Raw genomic sequence first — 16,427 nt, 5'->3', positions numbered from 1 at the left:
TCAGACGCCCAGCTCGTCGAGCACCCGCCCCAGGTTGGCGCGTGCCGTGCGCTCGTGGTCCGCCACCCACGGGCCGGCGTAGGCGCGCGGCACGATCTCGACCACGAGCAGGCAGGCGAAGTACGCCCGGTACAGCCGCAGGCGCTGCCAGGCCTCGGGGTCGCCTGAGCCGAGGCTGCCGTCCCCGACGCCGAGGTCCCCGCCCGCATCGCGGTACCCGGCCAGCAGGTCGGGGTCCACGGCACCGGCGCCGAGCTGGTCCGCGCCGACCAGCTCGAACACCGGGTCGCCCCACAGCGCCCGCTCGCCGTCGAGGGCGCCCACGAGGGTGTGCTCGACGGGGTCGAGGAGGATGTTGCCGGGCCACAGGTCGGCGTGGACGAGGCGGGCGGTAGTGATCGCGGAGAGCAGGTCGTGGTGGCGTTCGACGGCGTCGAGCAGCCGCCCGGCAGGCAGGGCCACGCCCCAGCGCGCGGCGTCGTCGAGCGCGGCGCGCACCATGGCCGCGAACGCGTCCGGCCAGGTCGCGGCGCTCAGCCCGGCTTCGGGGGCGGGGTAGCCGAACCGGTCGCCGGTGATCCGGTGCAGGGTCGCCATGAAGCCGCCGAGGGAGCGGCGGGCGCGGCCGGTCGCGGCCGGGTCCAGCTCGAGGGTGCTCCACAGACCGCCGTCGAGGAACGTCGTGACCAGCGCGTCGCCGTCCAGGTGGGCACGCGTGGTGTCGACGTGCAGCACCCGCGGCACGGGCAGCCCGGCCGCGCGCGCCAGCCGGTCGACGGCAGCCTCCGTGCCGAGCACGCCGTGCTCGTACTGCAGCAGGCGGGACGTGTCCGCGCCCGTCACCTTGACCACCACGGAGCGCCCGTCGGCGAGGTCCGCGCGCAGCACGCTCGCGAACAGGCCTCCCGTCAGCGGTGCGACCAGGCGCACCGGCCCGAGCGGCGCGAGCAGCGCGGCGACCTGATCGTCGGTGACGGCCGTCTTGGTGAGCACGCGGGTGAGCGTAGTGCCCGTCACGTCGTGACGCGCGACCACCGGTCGTGCCTACGGCGCGAGCAGCGCGGGCAGCTCCAGCAGCGAGTCGACGACCGTGGCGCGCGCGGCATCGGGGCGCTCGGCGTGCAGATACCCCCACGGGCCGCGGCGGATCAGGATCGGCCGCATCCCGGCGTCGGCGGCGGGCAGGACGTCGTTGTCGAGCCGGTCACCGACGTAGGCGATCTCGGCGGCCGGGACCCCGGTGAGCTCGGCGACCTTCGCGAAGAACCCGGGATCCGGCTTCTGGACCCCCCACTCGTCGGAGGTGCGGATCGCGTCCACGGGCAGGTCCATCGCCTCGAGCGCGGCCCGGGCCTGCGGCGGCTGGTTCCCGGCGACGACGACGGCGAGCCCGGCGGCCCGCAGCGCCGCCAGCGCCTCCCGCACGTCGGGGTAGAGGTCGTCGGCGTCGAAGTTCTCCCGCAGCCCGTCGGGGTCGTCGCGGGCCCAGTGCTCGATCTCGGCGGGCACGTCCACGTCCGGCCGCACCATCTCGAAGGCGTGTCGGTGCGAGAGGTCGAGCGCCGCGCACCCGCCGAGCGCCGCCATCAAGGTCAGGGCGGGTACCCCCAGCCGGTCGGCCCAGCGGGTCCAGATCCTGGTCTCGTCGATCAGGGTCTCGCCGACGTCGAACACCACTGCGCGCACCATGCCCGCGACCCTATCCGCACCGTCGGTTGAGCTTGTCGAAACCACGGTCCGCTGGCTTCGACAAGCTCAACCGACGACGGTCGTGGCTCCGGCGGCCGGCCGTTCGTCAGTTCCCGTTCAGCAGTGACCGCTATCGTGCGAAGCATGGTCGGCGCGAGGATTCCCGTGACACTCTCGACCGCGTCGGTGTACCCGCGCCGCGCGGCGTTCGCGTTCGAGGTCGCGGCCGAGCTCGGGTACGACGGGGTCGAGGTCATGGTGTGGGCGGAAGAGGCCACGCAGGACGCGGCGGCCCTGAAGCATCTCGCCGAGGAGCACGGCGTGCCGATCCGGTCGGTGCACGCGCCCACGCTGCTCGTGAGCCAGCGCGTGTGGGGCCGGGCGCCTGCGGACAAGCTGCGCCGCACCGTCGACATGGCCGGCGAGCTGGGCGCCAGGACCGTCGTCGTGCACCCGCCGTTCCGCTGGCAGTACAAGTACGCCCGGCAGTTCCAGGACCTGGTGCACGAGCTCAACCAGGCCAGCCTCAACCAGGCCGACGGCGTCATCGTGGCGGTGGAGAACATGTACCCGTGGCGGCCCCGCTCCCGCGGCGAGCGCGAGCTGAAGGCCTACCTGCCCGGCTGGGATCCCCTCGAGCACGACTACGACGCCGTCACCCTCGACCTCTCGCACGCGGCGATCGCCCACCAGGACGGGATCACGCTCGTCGACGACTTCGGTGACCGGCTGCGGCACCTGCACCTGGCGGACGGGACGGCGTCGGGGCGCGACGAGCACCTGGTCCCTGGTCGCGGCGACATGGCCTGCGACAAGGTGCTCGAGGAGCTGTCGCGGCGGGACTTCGCCGGGGACGTCGTCGTCGAGATCTCCACCCGCAAGGCGCGCAGCGCCCGCGAGCGGCACGCGGACCTGGAGGTGGCGCTGCACTTCGCGCGGGCCCACCTCGCTCCCGTCCCGGAGCCGTACCAGCCGCCGCCGCCCGAGCACCACCACCTGCCCGCCGACGCGTGGTGACCGCAGCAGGATCTCGTCAGGCGGCGACGCCCCGGGCGCCGACGGCGCGCAGCACGAACGCCTCGGTGGCGCGCACGGCGCGCTCCCGCGCGGCGGGCTCGTCCGGGACGAGGCGACCCGACAGGCAGGCGTTGACCAGCTGCACCGTGGGCTCGATGTCCTGCTCCGGGAACTCGCCCTCGGCGATCCCGGCGCGCAGGATGCGCTTGAGGATGGACTCCACGATCTCCGCGTGCTCCCGCAGCCGCGCCTGCGTGGTGCGCGACAGCACGGAGCGCAGGTCGGGGCCCGGGGCGAGGTGGAAGACGCGGGTGAGCTGTGCCTGCTGGCGGATGTACGTCCGGAGCTGTTCCACCGGGTCGTCCACCTCGACGAGCGCCCGCTCCAGGGTCTGCGCGTACTGCTCGGTCTCGTGGGTGATGAAGCCCAGCAGCAGCGCCTCCTTGTCGGGGAAGTGGTTGTAGACCGCGGTACGCCCGACGCCGGCCGCGATCGCGATGTCGGCCAGCGTGACGGAGTCGAACCCGCGCTCGGACATCAACGTCGAGAGCGCGGTGAACAACTTGTGCCGGGTCATCTGCCGGTGCTCGTGCAGGCTCTTGCCGATGATCTTGGGCATGCTGACATCATAGGCATCCGTTGTCAGCACCTCGGGACGCTAGGGTGCCGGTGTGACAGAGCCCACCGGACCGTCCCAGCCGACCCCCGCCGCGCAGCCGGACGGCATCGTGCCGGACACCAAGGACTGGACCTGGGTGCTGGCGCGCGCGTGCCCGGACTGCGGGTTCGTCGCAGCGGACGTCGCCACGTCCGACGTCGGCCCGGCCCTGCGGGAGGCGCTGCCCCGCTGGCGCGCCGCACTCGCCCGCCCGGACGCCGCGGCGCGGCCGCGGCCCGACGTCTGGTCGCCGCTCGAGTACGCCGCCCACGTGCGCGATGTCTTCGTGATCTTCGACGAGCGGCTCGCGCAGCTGATCGCCGAGGACGACCCGGCGTTCGCCAACTGGGACCAGGACGTCGCCGCCCTCGATGGCGACTACGCCCACCAGGACCCGGACGCCCTTGCCGACGAGCTCGACGTGGCCGGCCGGGTGGTTTCAGCGGCCTTCGATGCCGTCGAGCCGGGCCAGGAGGAGCGCGCGGGCCGCCGGTCGGACGGGTCGGTCTTCACCGTGCGCACGCTGGGGCAGTACTTCCTGCACGACATCGTGCACCACCTGCACGACGTGCGCGCCTGACGCCCGACCGGCGCCTGGAGGCGCAGGCGCCCGGGGCGGGTTGCCTGGGTGTGACGGTTTCGTCGTCCACAGGTTCTTTCCACAGGCTGATGTGTGATGGCGGGCTCGTGCCGTCCTGTGCCCTCACCTGCGGGGTTCCAAGCTGGAACGGGCGTAGCGGGGGTGCGGCAACGCCTCGCAGGGTGGCGCGGCCGGGCCGATTCACCCCGTAAGAACGTTGGGATCATGCGGTTTCCGGGCCCAGAGCAATCGCCTGCCGTGCCGTCGGGTCGTCGGCGCGGCTCACGCGGTGGTCGGCGGTGGTCGGGCCGACGCGTGTCGCGCCCGGCGCGTCGTCCACAAATTTTGTCCACAGGCCTGTGGGCGGTGTGGGGATTCCGCGGGTCACCTTGTGGACGAACCTGTGACCGGAGATTGACCCCCGAAAACCTGCTCCGCACCCCTTGCACAGCACCCGATGCAGGTCTAGAAACGTGCCTACCGGTCTTGCGGAGATCGGGCCTGCGATCCCCTGCGAAGCACGGTCGTGCGCCTCCTCCACGGGACACGGTCGACCGGAGAACGACGGGCCGTCCCGTACCGCGGTGCGGGTTGTGGGTGACGACACAGGTGTCTGTACGGGGCCGGAAGACCACCCGCGTCCGGCAGCTCGTGGAGAACGGGTCTCGGAGGGGCGACGACGCACCAGGCCTCGAGGAGACCCGACGAGCCGCCGGGGTCGTGACGTCGCCACGGCGCCCCTGGTCCCTGGACCGTCGACCAGGGGTACGCGGTCATCTCCGAGGCCCCCCGGCCGCCCCGGGGGGCCTCGGCTTTTCCGCCGGCCCTACGCTCACCTGCATGAGCAACCTCGAGACCCGGCCCACGGAACGCACCTGCACCGCCGGGGACCGGCCCGCGGGCGTCGAGCTGCTCACGGCTCGCGAGGTCCCGCTCGGCGGCCCGCGCGCGATGAACGTGCGCCGCACCATCCCGCAGCGGCAGCGCTCCCTGGTCGGCGCGTGGTGCTTCTGCGACCACTACGGCCCCGACGACGTCTCGCTCTCGGGCGGGAGGTCGGCGGGCATGCAGGTGCCGCCGCACCCGCACATCGGCCTGCAGACCGTGTCGTGGCTGTTCGACGGGGAGGTCCTGCACCGCGACTCGGTGGGCTCGCTGCAGACCGTGCGCCCGGGGGAGCTCAACCTCATGACGGCCGGCGTCGGCATCTCCCACTCCGAGGAGTCGCCGGCCGACGAGCGCCCGCCGTTGCTGCACGGCGTGCAGCTGTGGACGGTGCTGCCGTCGTCCGACCGGGAGGCGGCCCCGCACTTCGAGCACCACGCCGACCTGCCCGTGGCCACGGTGGACGGCGCGCGGGTGCAGGTCTTCCTGGGGTCGCTCGGTGTCGCGGGGCGGCGGCTCGCGTCGCCGGCGCGCACCTACACGCCGCTGGTCGGCGCCCAGCTCGACCTGCCCGCCGGCGCAACCGTGACGCTGGACGCCGACCCGTCGTTCGAGCACGCCCTCCTGGTCGACGCGGGCGATCTGACGTTCGAGGGCGAGCCCGTGCCGCCGGCCCAGCTCGGCTACGTGGCGCCCGGCCGGGAACGGCTCGTCGTGACCGCGGGGGACACGCCGGCGCGCGCCGTCCTCATCGGCGGGGAGCCGTTCACCGAGGACGTCGTCATGTGGTGGAACTTCGTGGGCGGCAGCCACGACGACGTCGCGCGGGCGCGTGCCGACTGGATGGCGCAGGTGGCCGACGACCCGTCGACCGGCTCAGGAGGGTCCGGCGCAGGGCCGGACACCCGCTACGCCGCCGGCGCCGAGAGTCGCCGGTTCGGTCAGGTGCACGGGTACGCGGGCGGGCCGCTGCGTGCGCCGGCCCTGCCCGACGTCCGGCTGCGGCCGCGCTCCCGCCGCTGACCCTCGTCACACGGCCTCAGGGGCTTGGCATCGGTGTCCGCTGGGAGCGTGAACGCGTCCGGCCGGCGGAGGCGTGCCGGGCGGATGCCGCCGGAGGATCGAGGCATCGGATCCGCGGCCCGTCGCCGCACTACTCAGGAGGTTCTCGTGCTCATCGCGATCGTCGACTTCAGGACTGCTGCCCCCGACCGGCCCGCTGCCCTCGCCCAGTTCGACGGGGAGGCTCGCCGGGTACGGGCCATGCCGGGCAACCTCGCCTTCCGGGTCTATGCCGCACGTGCGGACGACACCGCGGTCACGGTGATCCACGAGTGGGACGACGAGGCGTCGTTCGCCGGCTACCTGGGGTCGGACACCTTCGCGCGATCGGGCGAGGTGATCCGGCCGCTGATGATCGAGGCCCCGGTGAGCCGGCGCTTCCACGCCGACCTGCTGGAGGCGGTGGCCTGACCGGCGTCGCGCCCGGCCTCTAGGCTCGGCCTGTGCGAGACCGTCGATGACCCGCGGGGCGTACAGCTTCGTCCGCACGTTCGCGCCGGAGCCCCCTCGCGACCTGTGCGTGGACCGGCACTACCTGCTCTGCGCCTCGGCCGGGACCCTCCGGCTGGAGGCGCAGGGCCAGGCGTGGTTGCTGCCGCCGGCGCGGGCCGCGCTGATCGAGGCGGGCGAGCCGATCCGGGTGAGTATCCCGCGGCCGGTGACGACCGCGTCGATCCTGTTCGACACCGGCTTCGCCCCGCCGCCGCCGGCGCCCCTGACCGTGTTCGACCTCGACCCGCTGGCACGCGCGCTCCTGACCGAGTGCCGTACGTGGGGCGAGGACGACGAACCTCTCACGGCGTACGCAGAGACGCTGTTCGCCGCGCTCGCCGCGGTCACCTGGCGGCTCGCCCGGCAGCCGAGCCCGGTCGTCGTGCCGGCGGGACGATCACCGGAGCTGCGCCGGGCCCTCGAGCTGACGGAGCAGCGTCGCGGCGGTGAGGTCCGGTTCGAGGACCTGGCGGCCGAGGTCGGCCTCGCGCCGCGGTCGCTGGCCCGGCGATTCGAGGAGGAGGCCGGCATGTCCTGGCGGGCGGTCCTGCGCCGGATGCGGGTGCTGGGCGCCATCGAGGAGCTCGCCGCGGGAGACACCCCGGTCACCACGATCGCCTTCAGGGTCGGGTACACCTCGCTGTCGGCGTTCAACGCCGCCTTCAGGGAGCTGACCGGCCGTACGCCGACGGAGTACCGGGCCAGCTTTCTCCCCTGACCGAACCAGGTGCCGCGAGCCGCAGCTCCACCACGGGCACCACGCGCAGCCAGTCGGGCTCGCCGCGCTCGCGGGCGAGCGGCTCGGCCCACTCGGCGAGCACCGGGCGCAGCTGCGCCCAGGGGCCGGGGTGGGCGGCGGTGTACGCGCGCAGGACGGCGGCGCCGTCACCGGGCGCGAGGACGACCGCCCGCGCCTGCGCGTCGCGCCGCGTCCCGATCGAGACGAGCACGCGCGGGTCGGCCTGGACGTTGCGGTACCACTGCGACCGCGGCCCGAGTCCGGCGACCACGGCGGCGACATCCGGCGCCGGGCGCGCGACGACCTCGAGGACGACGTACCTCCGCTGCCCGCTGGTGCGCCCGCGGTGCTGCATCATCAGCAGCCGCCCGCCGGCGAGGAAGCCCAGCCCGGCGCGGAAGAGCCAGATCGGGGCGCGGACGAACCACCGGGTGTGCAACGCGCGGGAGGCGAGTTTCATGCGCGCGAACCTACCGCCGTCCTGATCCACCGCGCCTGCGCACGACTCCACCGCGCCCGCACACGACGAAGGGCCAGACCTGAGCGCTTGCTCTGATCTGACCCTCGTGGTGGAGCGGGTGACGGGAATCGAACCCGCGCTATCAGCTTGGGAAGCTGAAGTTCTACCATTGAACTACACCCGCGCAGCAGCACCGTAGACGATGTGCGCGCCCCGAGCATACCCAACACGAGCGGATGCTTCGAACCCGCGTCAGAGGGCGGCGCCCCAGCGGTAGCCGAGGTAGGCCAGCGCCACGCACACCACGACGATGCCGATCGAGTAGGCGAGGGCCGTGCCGTAGCGCTTCTGCTTGATGAGCTGGACGGCCTCGTAGCTCGCGGTGCTGAACGTGGTGTAGCCGCCCAGGAAGCCCGTCCCGATGACCGCGCTGACGTCGGTCGAGGCGAACTTGCTGACGACCAGGCCCGTGAGGACGCCCAGCACCAGCGACCCGGTCATGTTGATGATCGCGGTGGGCCAGGGGAAGGCGGTCTTGATCTTGGAGCGGATGAGCCCGTCGACCACGAAGCGCGTGCCCGCGCCCAGGCCGCCCGCGACCGCGAGGAGGAGGAAGACACCGAGGGTCATCGCGTCGCCCCCTGGTCGGTCGAATGGTCGGCGGTCTGGTCGGCGGTCTGCTTGCGGGCGTTGACCTTGGTCGCCACGACGATGCCGGTGAAGGTCGCGACCGCACCGATCAGAACCGTCGCGAGGACGTAGATCAGGGCGAGGTCGACGCGTGACTTGTCGAGCAGGACCGCGGTGTCGGTGGCCAGCGAGCTGTAGGTCGTGAAGCCGCCGCAGAAGCCCGTCCCGAGGAGGAGCTTGAGCCGGGGTCCGAGCGGGTCGTCGGGCAGGCGGCGGGCCACGGCCTCGTAGAGGTAGCCCAGCAGGAATGCCCCGACGATGTTGACGATCGGGATCGCGATGGGCAGCTCGTCGATGTCCGGCACCGCGAGCGTCACGCCCTCGCGACCTGCGGCCCCGAACGCGCCGCCGAGCATGACGATGCCGATGGAGGCCCAGCGCAGGTAGCTGGGCCTGGCCTCCGCGGCCATCAGTCCGACATCCAGGGCAGGGGGGACTCGACACCCGCCGGCCGGGCGGGGACGACCACCACGGGGCGGTTCTGGCGGTGCGCGAGGTGCACCGCGATCGACCGGTTGAAGAACTCCTGGACGCCGCCGCCGAACCCGCGCTCGTGCGTGCCGACGACGATCATCGCCGCGTCGACCGTCTCCGCGAGGTGGCCCAGGGCCTGGGCGGTGTCGCCCACCAGCAGCCGGGTGCTCCACCGCACGCCGCTCCGGTCGAGCACCGAGGCCAGGTGCGCCGCGAGCGCGGGGTCGAACTCGTCTTCGCGTGTGTCGTGGAAGTCCGGGTCGATCGAGGACGAGGTCATCTGCCCGTCCGCGCCCTCCGACACCGCGAACCGCCCCGCATTCACGTAAGCGCAGATCAGCTCGGTGCCGAACTGCGTCGCGAAGCGGGCCGCGTCGTGCAGGATGTGGTCGGGTTGCCCGGGGGTGACGCCGAGGACAACTGGTTGCGGATCGAACCCGCTGTTCTCTCCCATGCCCCGAGCGTAGGGCCGACCCTCCGGCCATGCCCTTCGAGCGCCTGTCAGCCTGCGCCCGGCGACGCCGTGCCGGCCGGCACCGCCCCGTCGGAGGATCTGCCGGCGCTCACGGCGCCCGGCGAGATGGTGCTGAGCAGGAGCAGGGTGGTCTGGTTGATGGACTCGAGCTGACGCAGCACGGCGTCCTCCGGACGCGCGGGCGGCTCGGCGGAGCCGGGTTCGCTCCCGAGGTCGAGGTCGTCGTGCACCGACCCGGGGAGCTTGCCGGCGAGCGCCACGGTGAGCGCCGAGAGGTTGTCGCCCGTGAGGCGCCGCAGCCCGGGCCAGTCCTCGGTTCCAGGGCCCACGCCTTCGTCCACAGCCTGCTCGACGGCGCGGACCAGGCGGCGCGTGTTGTACGTCAGCGACCACACGGCCGTGAGCTGCGACTCGATGCCGCCGACCTCGAGCGAGCCCGACGCGCGCCGCAGCGGAGCGGCCGTGACGTTGACCTGGCGCACGTGCTGGTCGAGGCTCAGGAGCCGCCGCTCGATCGCGGTCTTCGAGATCTCCGTGTCCCCGCCCAGGCGCCCCAGGCTCGCGAGGACGACGACGCGGATGTCCGTGACGAGCGTCGTCATGTCGTGGTCGAGCTTGGAGCGTGTGTGCGTCGGCAGGACGAGCCACGCGACGAGCAGGGCGACCGCGGCACCGATCAGGGTCTCGAGCACCCGGATCTCGAGCGCGAGCGTCGTCAGGCGCCCCAGGAACTCGTAGATGAGCGCGAAGATCATGGTCGTCCAGAACATCGATACGGCCGGCGACACGGGCCGGTAATACGTCGAGGCGAAGACGGCCACGGCGAGCAGCGGCACGATGACGGCCGGGTCCCCTCCGGTCCAGATCGCGACCCCGAACCCGGCGGCGGCGCCGAAGACGGTCCCGATGATGCGCTGCGCCCCCTTGACGAAGGTCTCGCCGTCCGTGCCCCCGAGCACCTGGTACGCCGCCAGCGCCGCCCAGTACTGATGGGTCGCGGACACGGCGTCGCCGATCAGGAGCGCGGCGCCCGTCGTGAGGGCCGCCTGCACCGCGCGCCGCGTCGGCGGTGCGAGCCGCCGGCCGCCCGCGGCGGACGCCGCGGTGGGCGCCGGCTCCTCGAGCCGTGCGAGCTGGTCCGCGTCCGCGAGGTCGTCGGTGTCGGGGCGCGTCAACGGCGGCGCCTCGGGGTCGAGCGCTGCGAGCGCGGCGTCGCGCAGGGCGGTCGTGGCGCGGTAGAGCTCGTCAGTGGCGTGGTGCAGCGCGCGCGCCTGCGGCGGCCAGGTGGCTGGGGGAGGTTCGTCGGGCCAGGGTGCGGACGGCGGTGCCGCGTCGCCCGGCGGGAGGTCGACGAGCGCCTGGAGGTGCGCCTGCAGGAGCTCGAGGCGGCCTGCGAGCCGCCCGCGCAGCTCGAGCTGCACGGTGGTGCCCGTGACGGCGCGCGCCGCGACCGCGAGGTTCACGGCGGCGAGCTCGGTGTCGAAGACCCGCAGGCGCAGGAGCGCGCCGTGCGCGCGGTCCACGCCGGTGGCGCCCGGCTCCCCGGTCAGCTGCCCGGTGAGGAACGACGCACCGCGGTGCAGCTGGCGCGTGTCGAGCGCGACGCGCTTGCGCACGTCCACGTCCCACCGGGCCCATGACACGGCGTCGACGAGTGCGTCCATCGACGTCACGAGGCGCTCGCCGAAGCTCTCGACCCCGTGGCGCAGCACACTGCGCGGGCGCTCGGCGAGCACCACGTGGTTGAGGAGGTAGGCCCAGGCGGTACCGAGCACCGCCGCCGCCGTGAAGAGCAGCACGTCCGACAGCTCGAGCCGCAGGATGAGGGCGAAGTAGTACGACATGAAGGTCACGCGGCCGATCGATGCCCAGCGCGGGCCGAAGCGTCCCGCCCCGACGCTCACGAGGGCGACCGCCATCAGCAGCACGCTCGTCCAGACGAACGACCCCGAGGCGAGCGCGCCGAGCAGCACCACGAGCGCGACCGGCACGACGACGAGCAGGCTCGTCACCTTGCGGCCGCGGACGGTCTTGTCGCCCGAGATGCCGGTGCTGAGCATGGCGACGAAGCCGCCGAAGAACGCCGGTTGGACCGCGTTCTCCCCGAGGGCGTCGAACAGCAGGTAGAGGGACGCGACGGCGGCCGCTGCCGCCGTCGCCGCTCGCACGGCCGCGCGCAGGCGGGCGTGCCCCGGGTCGACGAGCGACATGTGCCGGCCGACGAACGTGCGCCACCGGGAGAGGTGGCTGTGCGGTTCCGTGTCCTGCGGGCCGGGCGGGGGCGTGGGCACCGGCTGCTCTTCCGCGAGGCTCCGCAGGGCGAAGTCGTCGGCGTGCAGGATCGAGACGGGCGTGTCCGACATGATGATCGGCTGGTAGTCCAGGTCGCGGCTCACCGCGAGCGTGATCTGCTGCGCGCGGTAGGCGAAGGGCAGCCACTGCGCGTACCGGCGGTAGGCGTCGTCGACGTCGGCGAGCGGCGTCAGGCCCGCGAGCGCGGCCATGTCGCGGTCGAGCGCGACGAACCGGGCGACCCACTCGTCGCGCAGGTGCGGGTCCGCGACGAGGCGTGCGAACTCCTCGGGCCCGACCACCTCGGGGACGCCGACGCTCTTCCAGTGCGCGGTGCGCTCGAGGTACTCGCCGAACTCGAGGAACTGGAATGTCAGGGGCACGAGCCCGGGCTGCGTCGTGGCGGGGTGCCCGGACGGCAGGCCCCAGCGCACCGCGCCCAGCGTCCCGCCCAGCATGCGCACCGCGTACGGGAGTGCGAACCGGTCCCGACCGCTCTGGAAGTAGTAGGCGGAGTGGTGCAGCCGCAATCCGTCGCTGTACGAGGCGAAGGAGCCGGCGATGCCGTCGAGGTGCCCGTCGAGGCCGCTGGGCTGCCCGTCGTTGAAGTAGGGACCGAGGCTCGCAACGGGGGACCCGGCGCCGCGCTCGGCGCTGAAGAACCGGGTGCACAGCGCGCTGAGGTCGCCGATGACCGAGTAGACACCCAGCAGAAAGGTGAGGATCAGGGAGACGAGGACGACGCCGGTGAGGGACTCGGCGATGCTGAGGAAGCGCAGCACGTCGGTCTCGGCGGTGAGATAGGACCCGCCGACCGTCGCGAGCTGTGCGGCGCTGAAGTACAAGGCGCCGAAGAAATTGAATGCGGCATCTGTGCCAGATGCGGAGAATGAGGAGCTTGTCATGAGCCCGTAGTAGATGAGCCCGTACCCGAGGATGACCCCGAACAGCCATACGACGACGACCCCGACGATCTGCAGGCCCGTCACCTGACGCAGTGCGACCGGTCGCCAGCGCCTCGACATGCGTCGGGTCACCCGACGCAGGCCCCGCCATTGCAGGCTTGAGACGCGCCCGGCGATAAAGCCCGATTCGTCATAGTTGAGCGCCGTGAGGAAAACGTCGAGAAGCGTCGCGGCCAGAATAACGATCCCGAGAATCAACCAGACGGTTTCCACCCGCCCACGGTAGACGAGCGCACCGCCCCCGTCCTGCGAAAGGCCGCGGGACGGTTTCTCTGCCGTGCTAGCAGGAGTTTTCACCAGGCACCGACAATGCGGAATCGGTGACTGGTTAACAGTGAATGCCCTGGTCAGAGCCGTGTGTTCCTTCTCCGGTTGTGGGTCGGGGCGGCCCAGGTATCTTCGAAAGACGACACGTCAGGGCTGGTTCGTATCGTTCCAGCCGTTACTTTCCGGAAGTCGGGCAGGCCATGAACCTCACTCCACGAGAGATCGACAAACTGATGGTTTACCAGGTTGCGGACCTCGCGCGGCGTCGCCGCGAGCGGGGCACCAAACTCAACCTCAGCGAGGCACAGGCCCTCATCTCGGAGGCCATCCTCGAGGCGGCGCGCGACGGCAAGTCGGTCGCCGAGTGCATGGAGCTGGGCAAGCACGTCGTCGGGGAGGGCGACTGCATGCCGGGCGTCCGCGAGCGGCTCGCACTGCTCCAGGTCGAGGCGACGTTCGTCGACGGCAGCAAGCTCGTCTCCTGCCACGACCCCGTGGCGGCCTGAGGCATGCCGTCGACGCCGGGGGGCACCGCTCGGATCATCCTCGTCGGAGGGCACGAGAGTGCCGGCGGGGCCGAGCTCGAGCCGCTCCTCGACGCCCTGCCGGGCGCCGTCGCGACCCCGGCCGGCCGGCCGCTCCACGAGGCCGTGATCGGGCTGCTCGCGGCGGGGGACGGCCCGGTGGCGGTGCTGCCCATGACATGGGGCCGCGACCCCGTCATGGTCGCGGACGCCGCGAAGGCGCTCGCCTGGGTCGCGTCAGGGCCCGGCGCAGGCCGGGTCGCGCTGGGCGCGAGCCTCGGCACGATCGACCACCTCGTCGCATGGTTGCGGCGGGCCGCGACCCAGGTGGCGGCGCACGGTCCGGCCACGGGGATGGTCGTCGCCGCACCGGCGGCGAATCCGTTCGACGACGCGGAGCTCTACCGCGTCGCCCACCTCGTGCGCACGCACGGCAGCGTCGCCCAGGTCGAGGTGGCGTCCTACGACGCCGGGGCCGACCTCGCCGAGGCGGCCCGGCGGGCGCGCCTCCTGGGGTCCGACGACGTGGTCGTCGTGCCTGCGGGGTTCGCCCGCGCGGCGCCCGCCGGCCTCGGGGAGGCGGAGCACGCTTCTTGGTACGGGCCGCTCGTGTCCCGCCAGGGCCTGCTCCACGTCGTCGGGCAGCGGGTGGACGCCGCGCTGCACGACCTGTCCCACGGTCACGACGGCATCGCCACCGGCCTCCAGGCCGACCACGGGCACGGGTACGCCCACTCGCACGCGTTCGAGGAGGGCGGCGGGGGGCGCGACCACCCGCACGACCACCCGCACCCCCATGCACCCGCCCATACCCACGTCCACCACGACGAGGCGCACGAGACGTCCACACCCGACGCCTCTCACGACGAGGTCCTCGCCTCGCACCACTGACCGAACGGTCCGCGCGGCGTCATGCACGCCCGCGCAGCGGAGGGAAGAACGATGCTAGGCAGCCCCAAGTACCACCACCTGAGCGACGACATCGAGATCAACGCCGGTCGCCCCACCGTCACGATCACCGTGAGCAACACGGGAGACCGCGCGGTGCAGGTCGGGTCCCACTTCCACTTCTTCGAGGTCAACCGCGCCCTGCTCTTCGAGCGGGAGAAGGCCTACGGGATGCACCTCGACATCCCGGCCGGCACCGGCGTACGGATCGAGCCGGGCGACACGCGCGACGTCACGCTGACCGCATACGCCGGGACGCGGCACGCCGTGGGGTTCAACAACCTCGTCGACGGCGGTCTCGACGCACGGCAGACCCGCATCGACTCGCTGGTACGCCTGCACGAGGGCCAGTTCAGCGACGGCAGGCCGACCGCCAAGCCGACACGCACGCCGGCGGGAAAGAAGTCAACGGCAGGCAAGCCTGCGGCAAGCAAGCCGACGGCCCGCAAGAGCGGCAGCCGCGGGAAGGGGAAGAGCTGATGGCCATCGTCTCGCGCAAGCAGTACACCGATCTCTTCGGGCCGACGACGGGCGACAAGGTCCGCCTCGCCGACTCGAACCTCGTCATCGAGATCGAGAAGGACTACAACGAGGGGCACTACGGCGACGAGGTCGTCTACGGTGGCGGCAAGTCCGCCCGCGACGGGATGGCGGCCGACCCGCAGGCGACGAGCGCCCAGGGCGCGCTCGACCTCGTCATCACCAACGCGATCGTCCTCGACCCGGTCCTCGGTGTCGTCAAGGGCGACATCGGCGTCAAGGACGGCCGGATCGTCGGCATCGGCAAGTCCGGGAACCCGCACCTGCAGAGCGGCGTCGACCCGCGGCTCGTCGTCGGCGCCGTGACCGAGGTCCTCTCGGGCGAGCACTGCATCGCGACCGCGGGAGCGATCGACAGCCACGTGCACTACATCTCGCCGCAGCAGGCACAGGCGGCGCTGTCGAACGGCATCACCACGCTGTTCGGCGGCGGCACCGGGCCGACGGACGCGACGAACGGCGTCACGACGACGCCCGGCGCGTGGCATCTCCACCGCATGATCCAGGCGGCCGAGGAGATGCCGGTCAACATGGGCTTCCACGGCAAGGGCAACGGATCCCTGCCCGCTGCGCTCGTCGAGCAGATCGAGGCCGGCGCGTCGTCGCTCAAGGTCCACGAGGACTGGGGCTCCACGCCCGCCGTCATCCGCAACGCGCTGTCCGTGGCCGACGAGTACGACGTCCAGGTCTCGATACACACCGACAGCCTCAACGAGGCGGGCTTCGTCGAGGACACCATCTCGGCGATCGACGGCCGGACGATTCACACGTACCACACGGAGGGTGCGGGAGGCGGGCACGCGCCGGACATCATGAAGGCGGCGGGCTACCCGAACGTGCTGCCGTCGTCGACGAACCCGACGCTGCCGTACACGGTCAACTCGGTTGACGAGCTGCTCGACATGGTCATGGTGTGTCACCACCTGGCGCACGACATCCCGGAGGACGTCGCCTTCGCGGACTCGCGCGTGCGAGCCGAGACCATCTCGGCCGAGACGGTGCTGCACGACGAGGGCGTGCTCTCGATGTTCTCGTCGGACTCTCAGGCGATGGGGCGGATCGGCGAGTCGGTGACCCGCGCGTTCCAGACCGCGCACCACAGCAAGGACCAGCGTGGGCCGCTGCCCGAGGACACCGAGGGCAACGACAACTTCCGCGTGCTGCGCTACCTCGCCAAGGTGACGATCAACCCCGCCATCACGCAGGGCGTGGCCGACTACATCGGCTCGCTCGAGGACGGCAAGCTGGCGGACATCGTGCTCTGGCCGACCGACTCGTTCGCGGTCAAGCCGCGGATGGTGGTCAAGGGCGGCCTCATCAACTGGGCGCTCATGGGCGACCCGAACGCGTCGCTGCCCACGCCGCAGCCCGTCTACTACCGGCCGATGTTCGGCGCCTTCGGCCCTGCCCAGCAGGCGACCCGCGTCACGTTCATGTCGCAGGCCGCGATCGACAAGGGCGTCCCGGAGCAGCTCGGGATCAAGAGCCAGGTGCTGCCGGTGCGCCGTTGCAGGGGGATAGGGAAGGAGCACATGGTCCGCAACGGCGAGACGCCCGTCATCGAGGTCGACCCCGAGACGTACAAGGTGACGTTCGACGGGAAGCGGGCGCACATCGAGCCGGCCGCTTCGCTGCCCATGTCCCAGCTGTTCTTCCTCGCCTGAGGCCGG

At 72.3% G+C, this 16,427-nt stretch carries 17 protein-coding genes and 1 tRNA gene; 9 read left to right on the top strand and 9 right to left on the bottom strand.

The genetic code is table 11. The annotated features are described in order from the left end of the window. Together AC1C2W_RS11955 and AC1C2W_RS11950 are read right to left on the bottom strand one after the other, a co-directional pair. Positions 1-993 carry a phosphotransferase family protein gene (locus AC1C2W_RS11955; RefSeq protein ID WP_495389078.1) on the bottom strand — a complete coding sequence of 331 codons (993 nt, stop codon included), beginning with the start codon at positions 991-993 and terminating at the stop codon, positions 1-3. Positions 994-1,044: 51 nt separating this feature from the next. Then, positions 1,045-1,689 carry an HAD family hydrolase gene (locus AC1C2W_RS11950; RefSeq protein ID WP_495389077.1) on the bottom strand — a complete coding sequence of 215 codons (645 nt, stop codon included), beginning with the start codon at positions 1,687-1,689 and terminating at the stop codon, positions 1,045-1,047. A gap of 144 nt (positions 1,690-1,833) precedes the next feature. On the opposite strand from AC1C2W_RS11950, the gene AC1C2W_RS11945 reads away from it, so the two are divergent. Then, the gene (locus AC1C2W_RS11945) at positions 1,834-2,706 is read left to right on the top strand and encodes a sugar phosphate isomerase/epimerase family protein (RefSeq protein WP_495389076.1); all 873 of its coding nucleotides are present in this window, start codon (positions 1,834-1,836) and stop codon (positions 2,704-2,706) included. A 16-nt stretch (positions 2,707-2,722) separates the two neighbouring features. On the opposite strand, the gene AC1C2W_RS11940 is transcribed toward AC1C2W_RS11945, so the two are convergent. Beyond that, positions 2,723-3,325, bottom strand: a complete 603-nt coding sequence (locus AC1C2W_RS11940) for a TetR/AcrR family transcriptional regulator (protein WP_495389075.1) — start codon at positions 3,323-3,325, stop codon at positions 2,723-2,725. A 52-nt stretch (positions 3,326-3,377) separates the two neighbouring features. Here AC1C2W_RS11940 and AC1C2W_RS11935 point away from each other — a divergent pair, with 52 nt between their 5' ends. The 4 genes from AC1C2W_RS11935 (at position 3,378) to AC1C2W_RS11920 (ending at position 7,101) form a co-directional block, all read left to right on the top strand. Next, positions 3,378-3,944 (top strand): DinB family protein, encoded by a 567-nt coding sequence (locus AC1C2W_RS11935; RefSeq protein ID WP_495389074.1) that lies wholly within the window; start codon positions 3,378-3,380, stop codon positions 3,942-3,944. A gap of 840 nt (positions 3,945-4,784) precedes the next feature. Next, positions 4,785-5,852, top strand: coding sequence for a pirin family protein (locus AC1C2W_RS11930; RefSeq protein WP_495413183.1), 1,068 nt, complete (start codon positions 4,785-4,787; stop codon positions 5,850-5,852). Between the two features lie 147 nt (positions 5,853-5,999). Then, complete coding sequence (locus tag AC1C2W_RS11925; protein ID WP_495389072.1) at positions 6,000-6,302, top strand: putative quinol monooxygenase; 303 nt, start codon at positions 6,000-6,002, stop codon at positions 6,300-6,302. 46 nt (positions 6,303-6,348) lie between these two features. After that, the gene (locus AC1C2W_RS11920; RefSeq protein ID WP_495413182.1) at positions 6,349-7,101 is read left to right on the top strand and encodes an AraC family transcriptional regulator; all 753 of its coding nucleotides are present in this window, start codon (positions 6,349-6,351) and stop codon (positions 7,099-7,101) included. Here the strand turns inward: AC1C2W_RS11920 and AC1C2W_RS11915 are convergent. From AC1C2W_RS11915 to AC1C2W_RS11890, 6 genes are all read right to left on the bottom strand, one after another. Beyond that, positions 7,046-7,582 (bottom strand): nitroreductase family deazaflavin-dependent oxidoreductase, encoded by a 537-nt coding sequence (locus tag AC1C2W_RS11915; protein WP_495413181.1) that lies wholly within the window; start codon positions 7,580-7,582, stop codon positions 7,046-7,048. The two genes, AC1C2W_RS11920 and AC1C2W_RS11915, sit on opposite strands and share 56 nt — an antisense overlap. 110 nt (positions 7,583-7,692) lie before the next feature. Next, positions 7,693-7,766: transfer RNA gene (locus AC1C2W_RS11910), tRNA-Gly, on the bottom strand. A 68-nt stretch (positions 7,767-7,834) separates the two neighbouring features. Continuing rightward, positions 7,835-8,212, bottom strand: a complete 378-nt coding sequence (gene crcB, locus AC1C2W_RS11905; protein ID WP_495389069.1) for a fluoride efflux transporter CrcB — start codon at positions 8,210-8,212, stop codon at positions 7,835-7,837. Continuing rightward, positions 8,209-8,682 (bottom strand): fluoride efflux transporter FluC, encoded by a 474-nt coding sequence (locus AC1C2W_RS11900; protein ID WP_495389068.1) that lies wholly within the window; start codon positions 8,680-8,682, stop codon positions 8,209-8,211. The genes crcB and AC1C2W_RS11900 overlap by 4 nt, the downstream gene beginning before the upstream one ends. After that, positions 8,682-9,200 (bottom strand): universal stress protein, encoded by a 519-nt coding sequence (locus tag AC1C2W_RS11895; RefSeq protein WP_495413180.1) that lies wholly within the window; start codon positions 9,198-9,200, stop codon positions 8,682-8,684. Before AC1C2W_RS11895 ends, AC1C2W_RS11900 begins: the two co-directional genes overlap by 1 nt. Positions 9,201-9,247: 47 nt before the next feature. After that, a complete protein-coding gene (locus tag AC1C2W_RS11890; protein ID WP_495389066.1) occupies positions 9,248-12,502 on the bottom strand; it encodes an FUSC family protein in 3,255 nt (1,084 codons plus the stop codon). A 443-nt stretch (positions 12,503-12,945) separates the two neighbouring features. Between AC1C2W_RS11890 and AC1C2W_RS11885 the strand changes: the two genes are divergently transcribed. Genes AC1C2W_RS11885 through ureC form a run of 4 tightly spaced genes read left to right on the top strand, consistent with a single transcriptional unit; the run spans position 12,946 to position 16,421 of the window. Then, positions 12,946-13,251, top strand: a complete 306-nt coding sequence (locus AC1C2W_RS11885) for an urease subunit gamma (protein WP_495389065.1) — start codon at positions 12,946-12,948, stop codon at positions 13,249-13,251. A gap of 3 nt (positions 13,252-13,254) precedes the next feature. Continuing rightward, positions 13,255-14,160 (top strand): sirohydrochlorin chelatase, encoded by a 906-nt coding sequence (locus AC1C2W_RS11880; protein ID WP_495413179.1) that lies wholly within the window; start codon positions 13,255-13,257, stop codon positions 14,158-14,160. Positions 14,161-14,211: 51 nt separating this feature from the next. Then, positions 14,212-14,697 (top strand): urease subunit beta, encoded by a 486-nt coding sequence (locus tag AC1C2W_RS11875; protein ID WP_495389063.1) that lies wholly within the window; start codon positions 14,212-14,214, stop codon positions 14,695-14,697. After that, the gene (gene ureC, locus AC1C2W_RS11870) at positions 14,697-16,421 is read left to right on the top strand and encodes an urease subunit alpha (RefSeq protein ID WP_495389062.1); all 1,725 of its coding nucleotides are present in this window, start codon (positions 14,697-14,699) and stop codon (positions 16,419-16,421) included. Before AC1C2W_RS11875 ends, ureC begins: the two co-directional genes overlap by 1 nt. Positions 16,422-16,427: the final 6 nt, after the last annotated feature.

It is taken from the genome of Isoptericola sp. Y581 (genome assembly GCF_059445475.1).
This window is presented reverse-complemented; position numbering and strand designations above follow the sequence as displayed.

Bases quoted from the DNA above. Each gene is read 5' to 3' on its own strand.
- AC1C2W_RS11880 (WP_495413179.1), top strand. From the start codon at position 13,255: ATGCCGTCGACGCCGGGGGGCACCGCTCGGATCATCCTCGTCGGAGGG.
- AC1C2W_RS11945 (WP_495389076.1), top strand. From the start codon at position 1,834: ATGGTCGGCGCGAGGATTCCCGTGACACTCTCGACCGCGTCGGTGTAC.
- ureC (WP_495389062.1), top strand. From the start codon at position 14,697: ATGGCCATCGTCTCGCGCAAGCAGTACACCGATCTCTTCGGGCCGACG.
- AC1C2W_RS11875 (WP_495389063.1), top strand. From the start codon at position 14,212: ATGCTAGGCAGCCCCAAGTACCACCACCTGAGCGACGACATCGAGATC.
- AC1C2W_RS11930 (WP_495413183.1), top strand. From the start codon at position 4,785: ATGAGCAACCTCGAGACCCGGCCCACGGAACGCACCTGCACCGCCGGG.
- AC1C2W_RS11920 (WP_495413182.1), top strand. From the start codon at position 6,349: ATGACCCGCGGGGCGTACAGCTTCGTCCGCACGTTCGCGCCGGAGCCC.
- AC1C2W_RS11940 (WP_495389075.1), bottom strand. From the start codon at position 3,325: ATGCCCAAGATCATCGGCAAGAGCCTGCACGAGCACCGGCAGATGACC.
- AC1C2W_RS11895 (WP_495413180.1), bottom strand. From the start codon at position 9,200: ATGGGAGAGAACAGCGGGTTCGATCCGCAACCAGTTGTCCTCGGCGTC.
- AC1C2W_RS11885 (WP_495389065.1), top strand. From the start codon at position 12,946: ATGAACCTCACTCCACGAGAGATCGACAAACTGATGGTTTACCAGGTT.
- AC1C2W_RS11915 (WP_495413181.1), bottom strand. From the start codon at position 7,582: ATGAAACTCGCCTCCCGCGCGTTGCACACCCGGTGGTTCGTCCGCGCC.
- AC1C2W_RS11900 (WP_495389068.1), bottom strand. From the start codon at position 8,682: ATGGCCGCGGAGGCCAGGCCCAGCTACCTGCGCTGGGCCTCCATCGGC.
- AC1C2W_RS11950 (WP_495389077.1), bottom strand. From the start codon at position 1,689: ATGGTGCGCGCAGTGGTGTTCGACGTCGGCGAGACCCTGATCGACGAG.
- crcB (WP_495389069.1), bottom strand. From the start codon at position 8,212: ATGACCCTCGGTGTCTTCCTCCTCCTCGCGGTCGCGGGCGGCCTGGGC.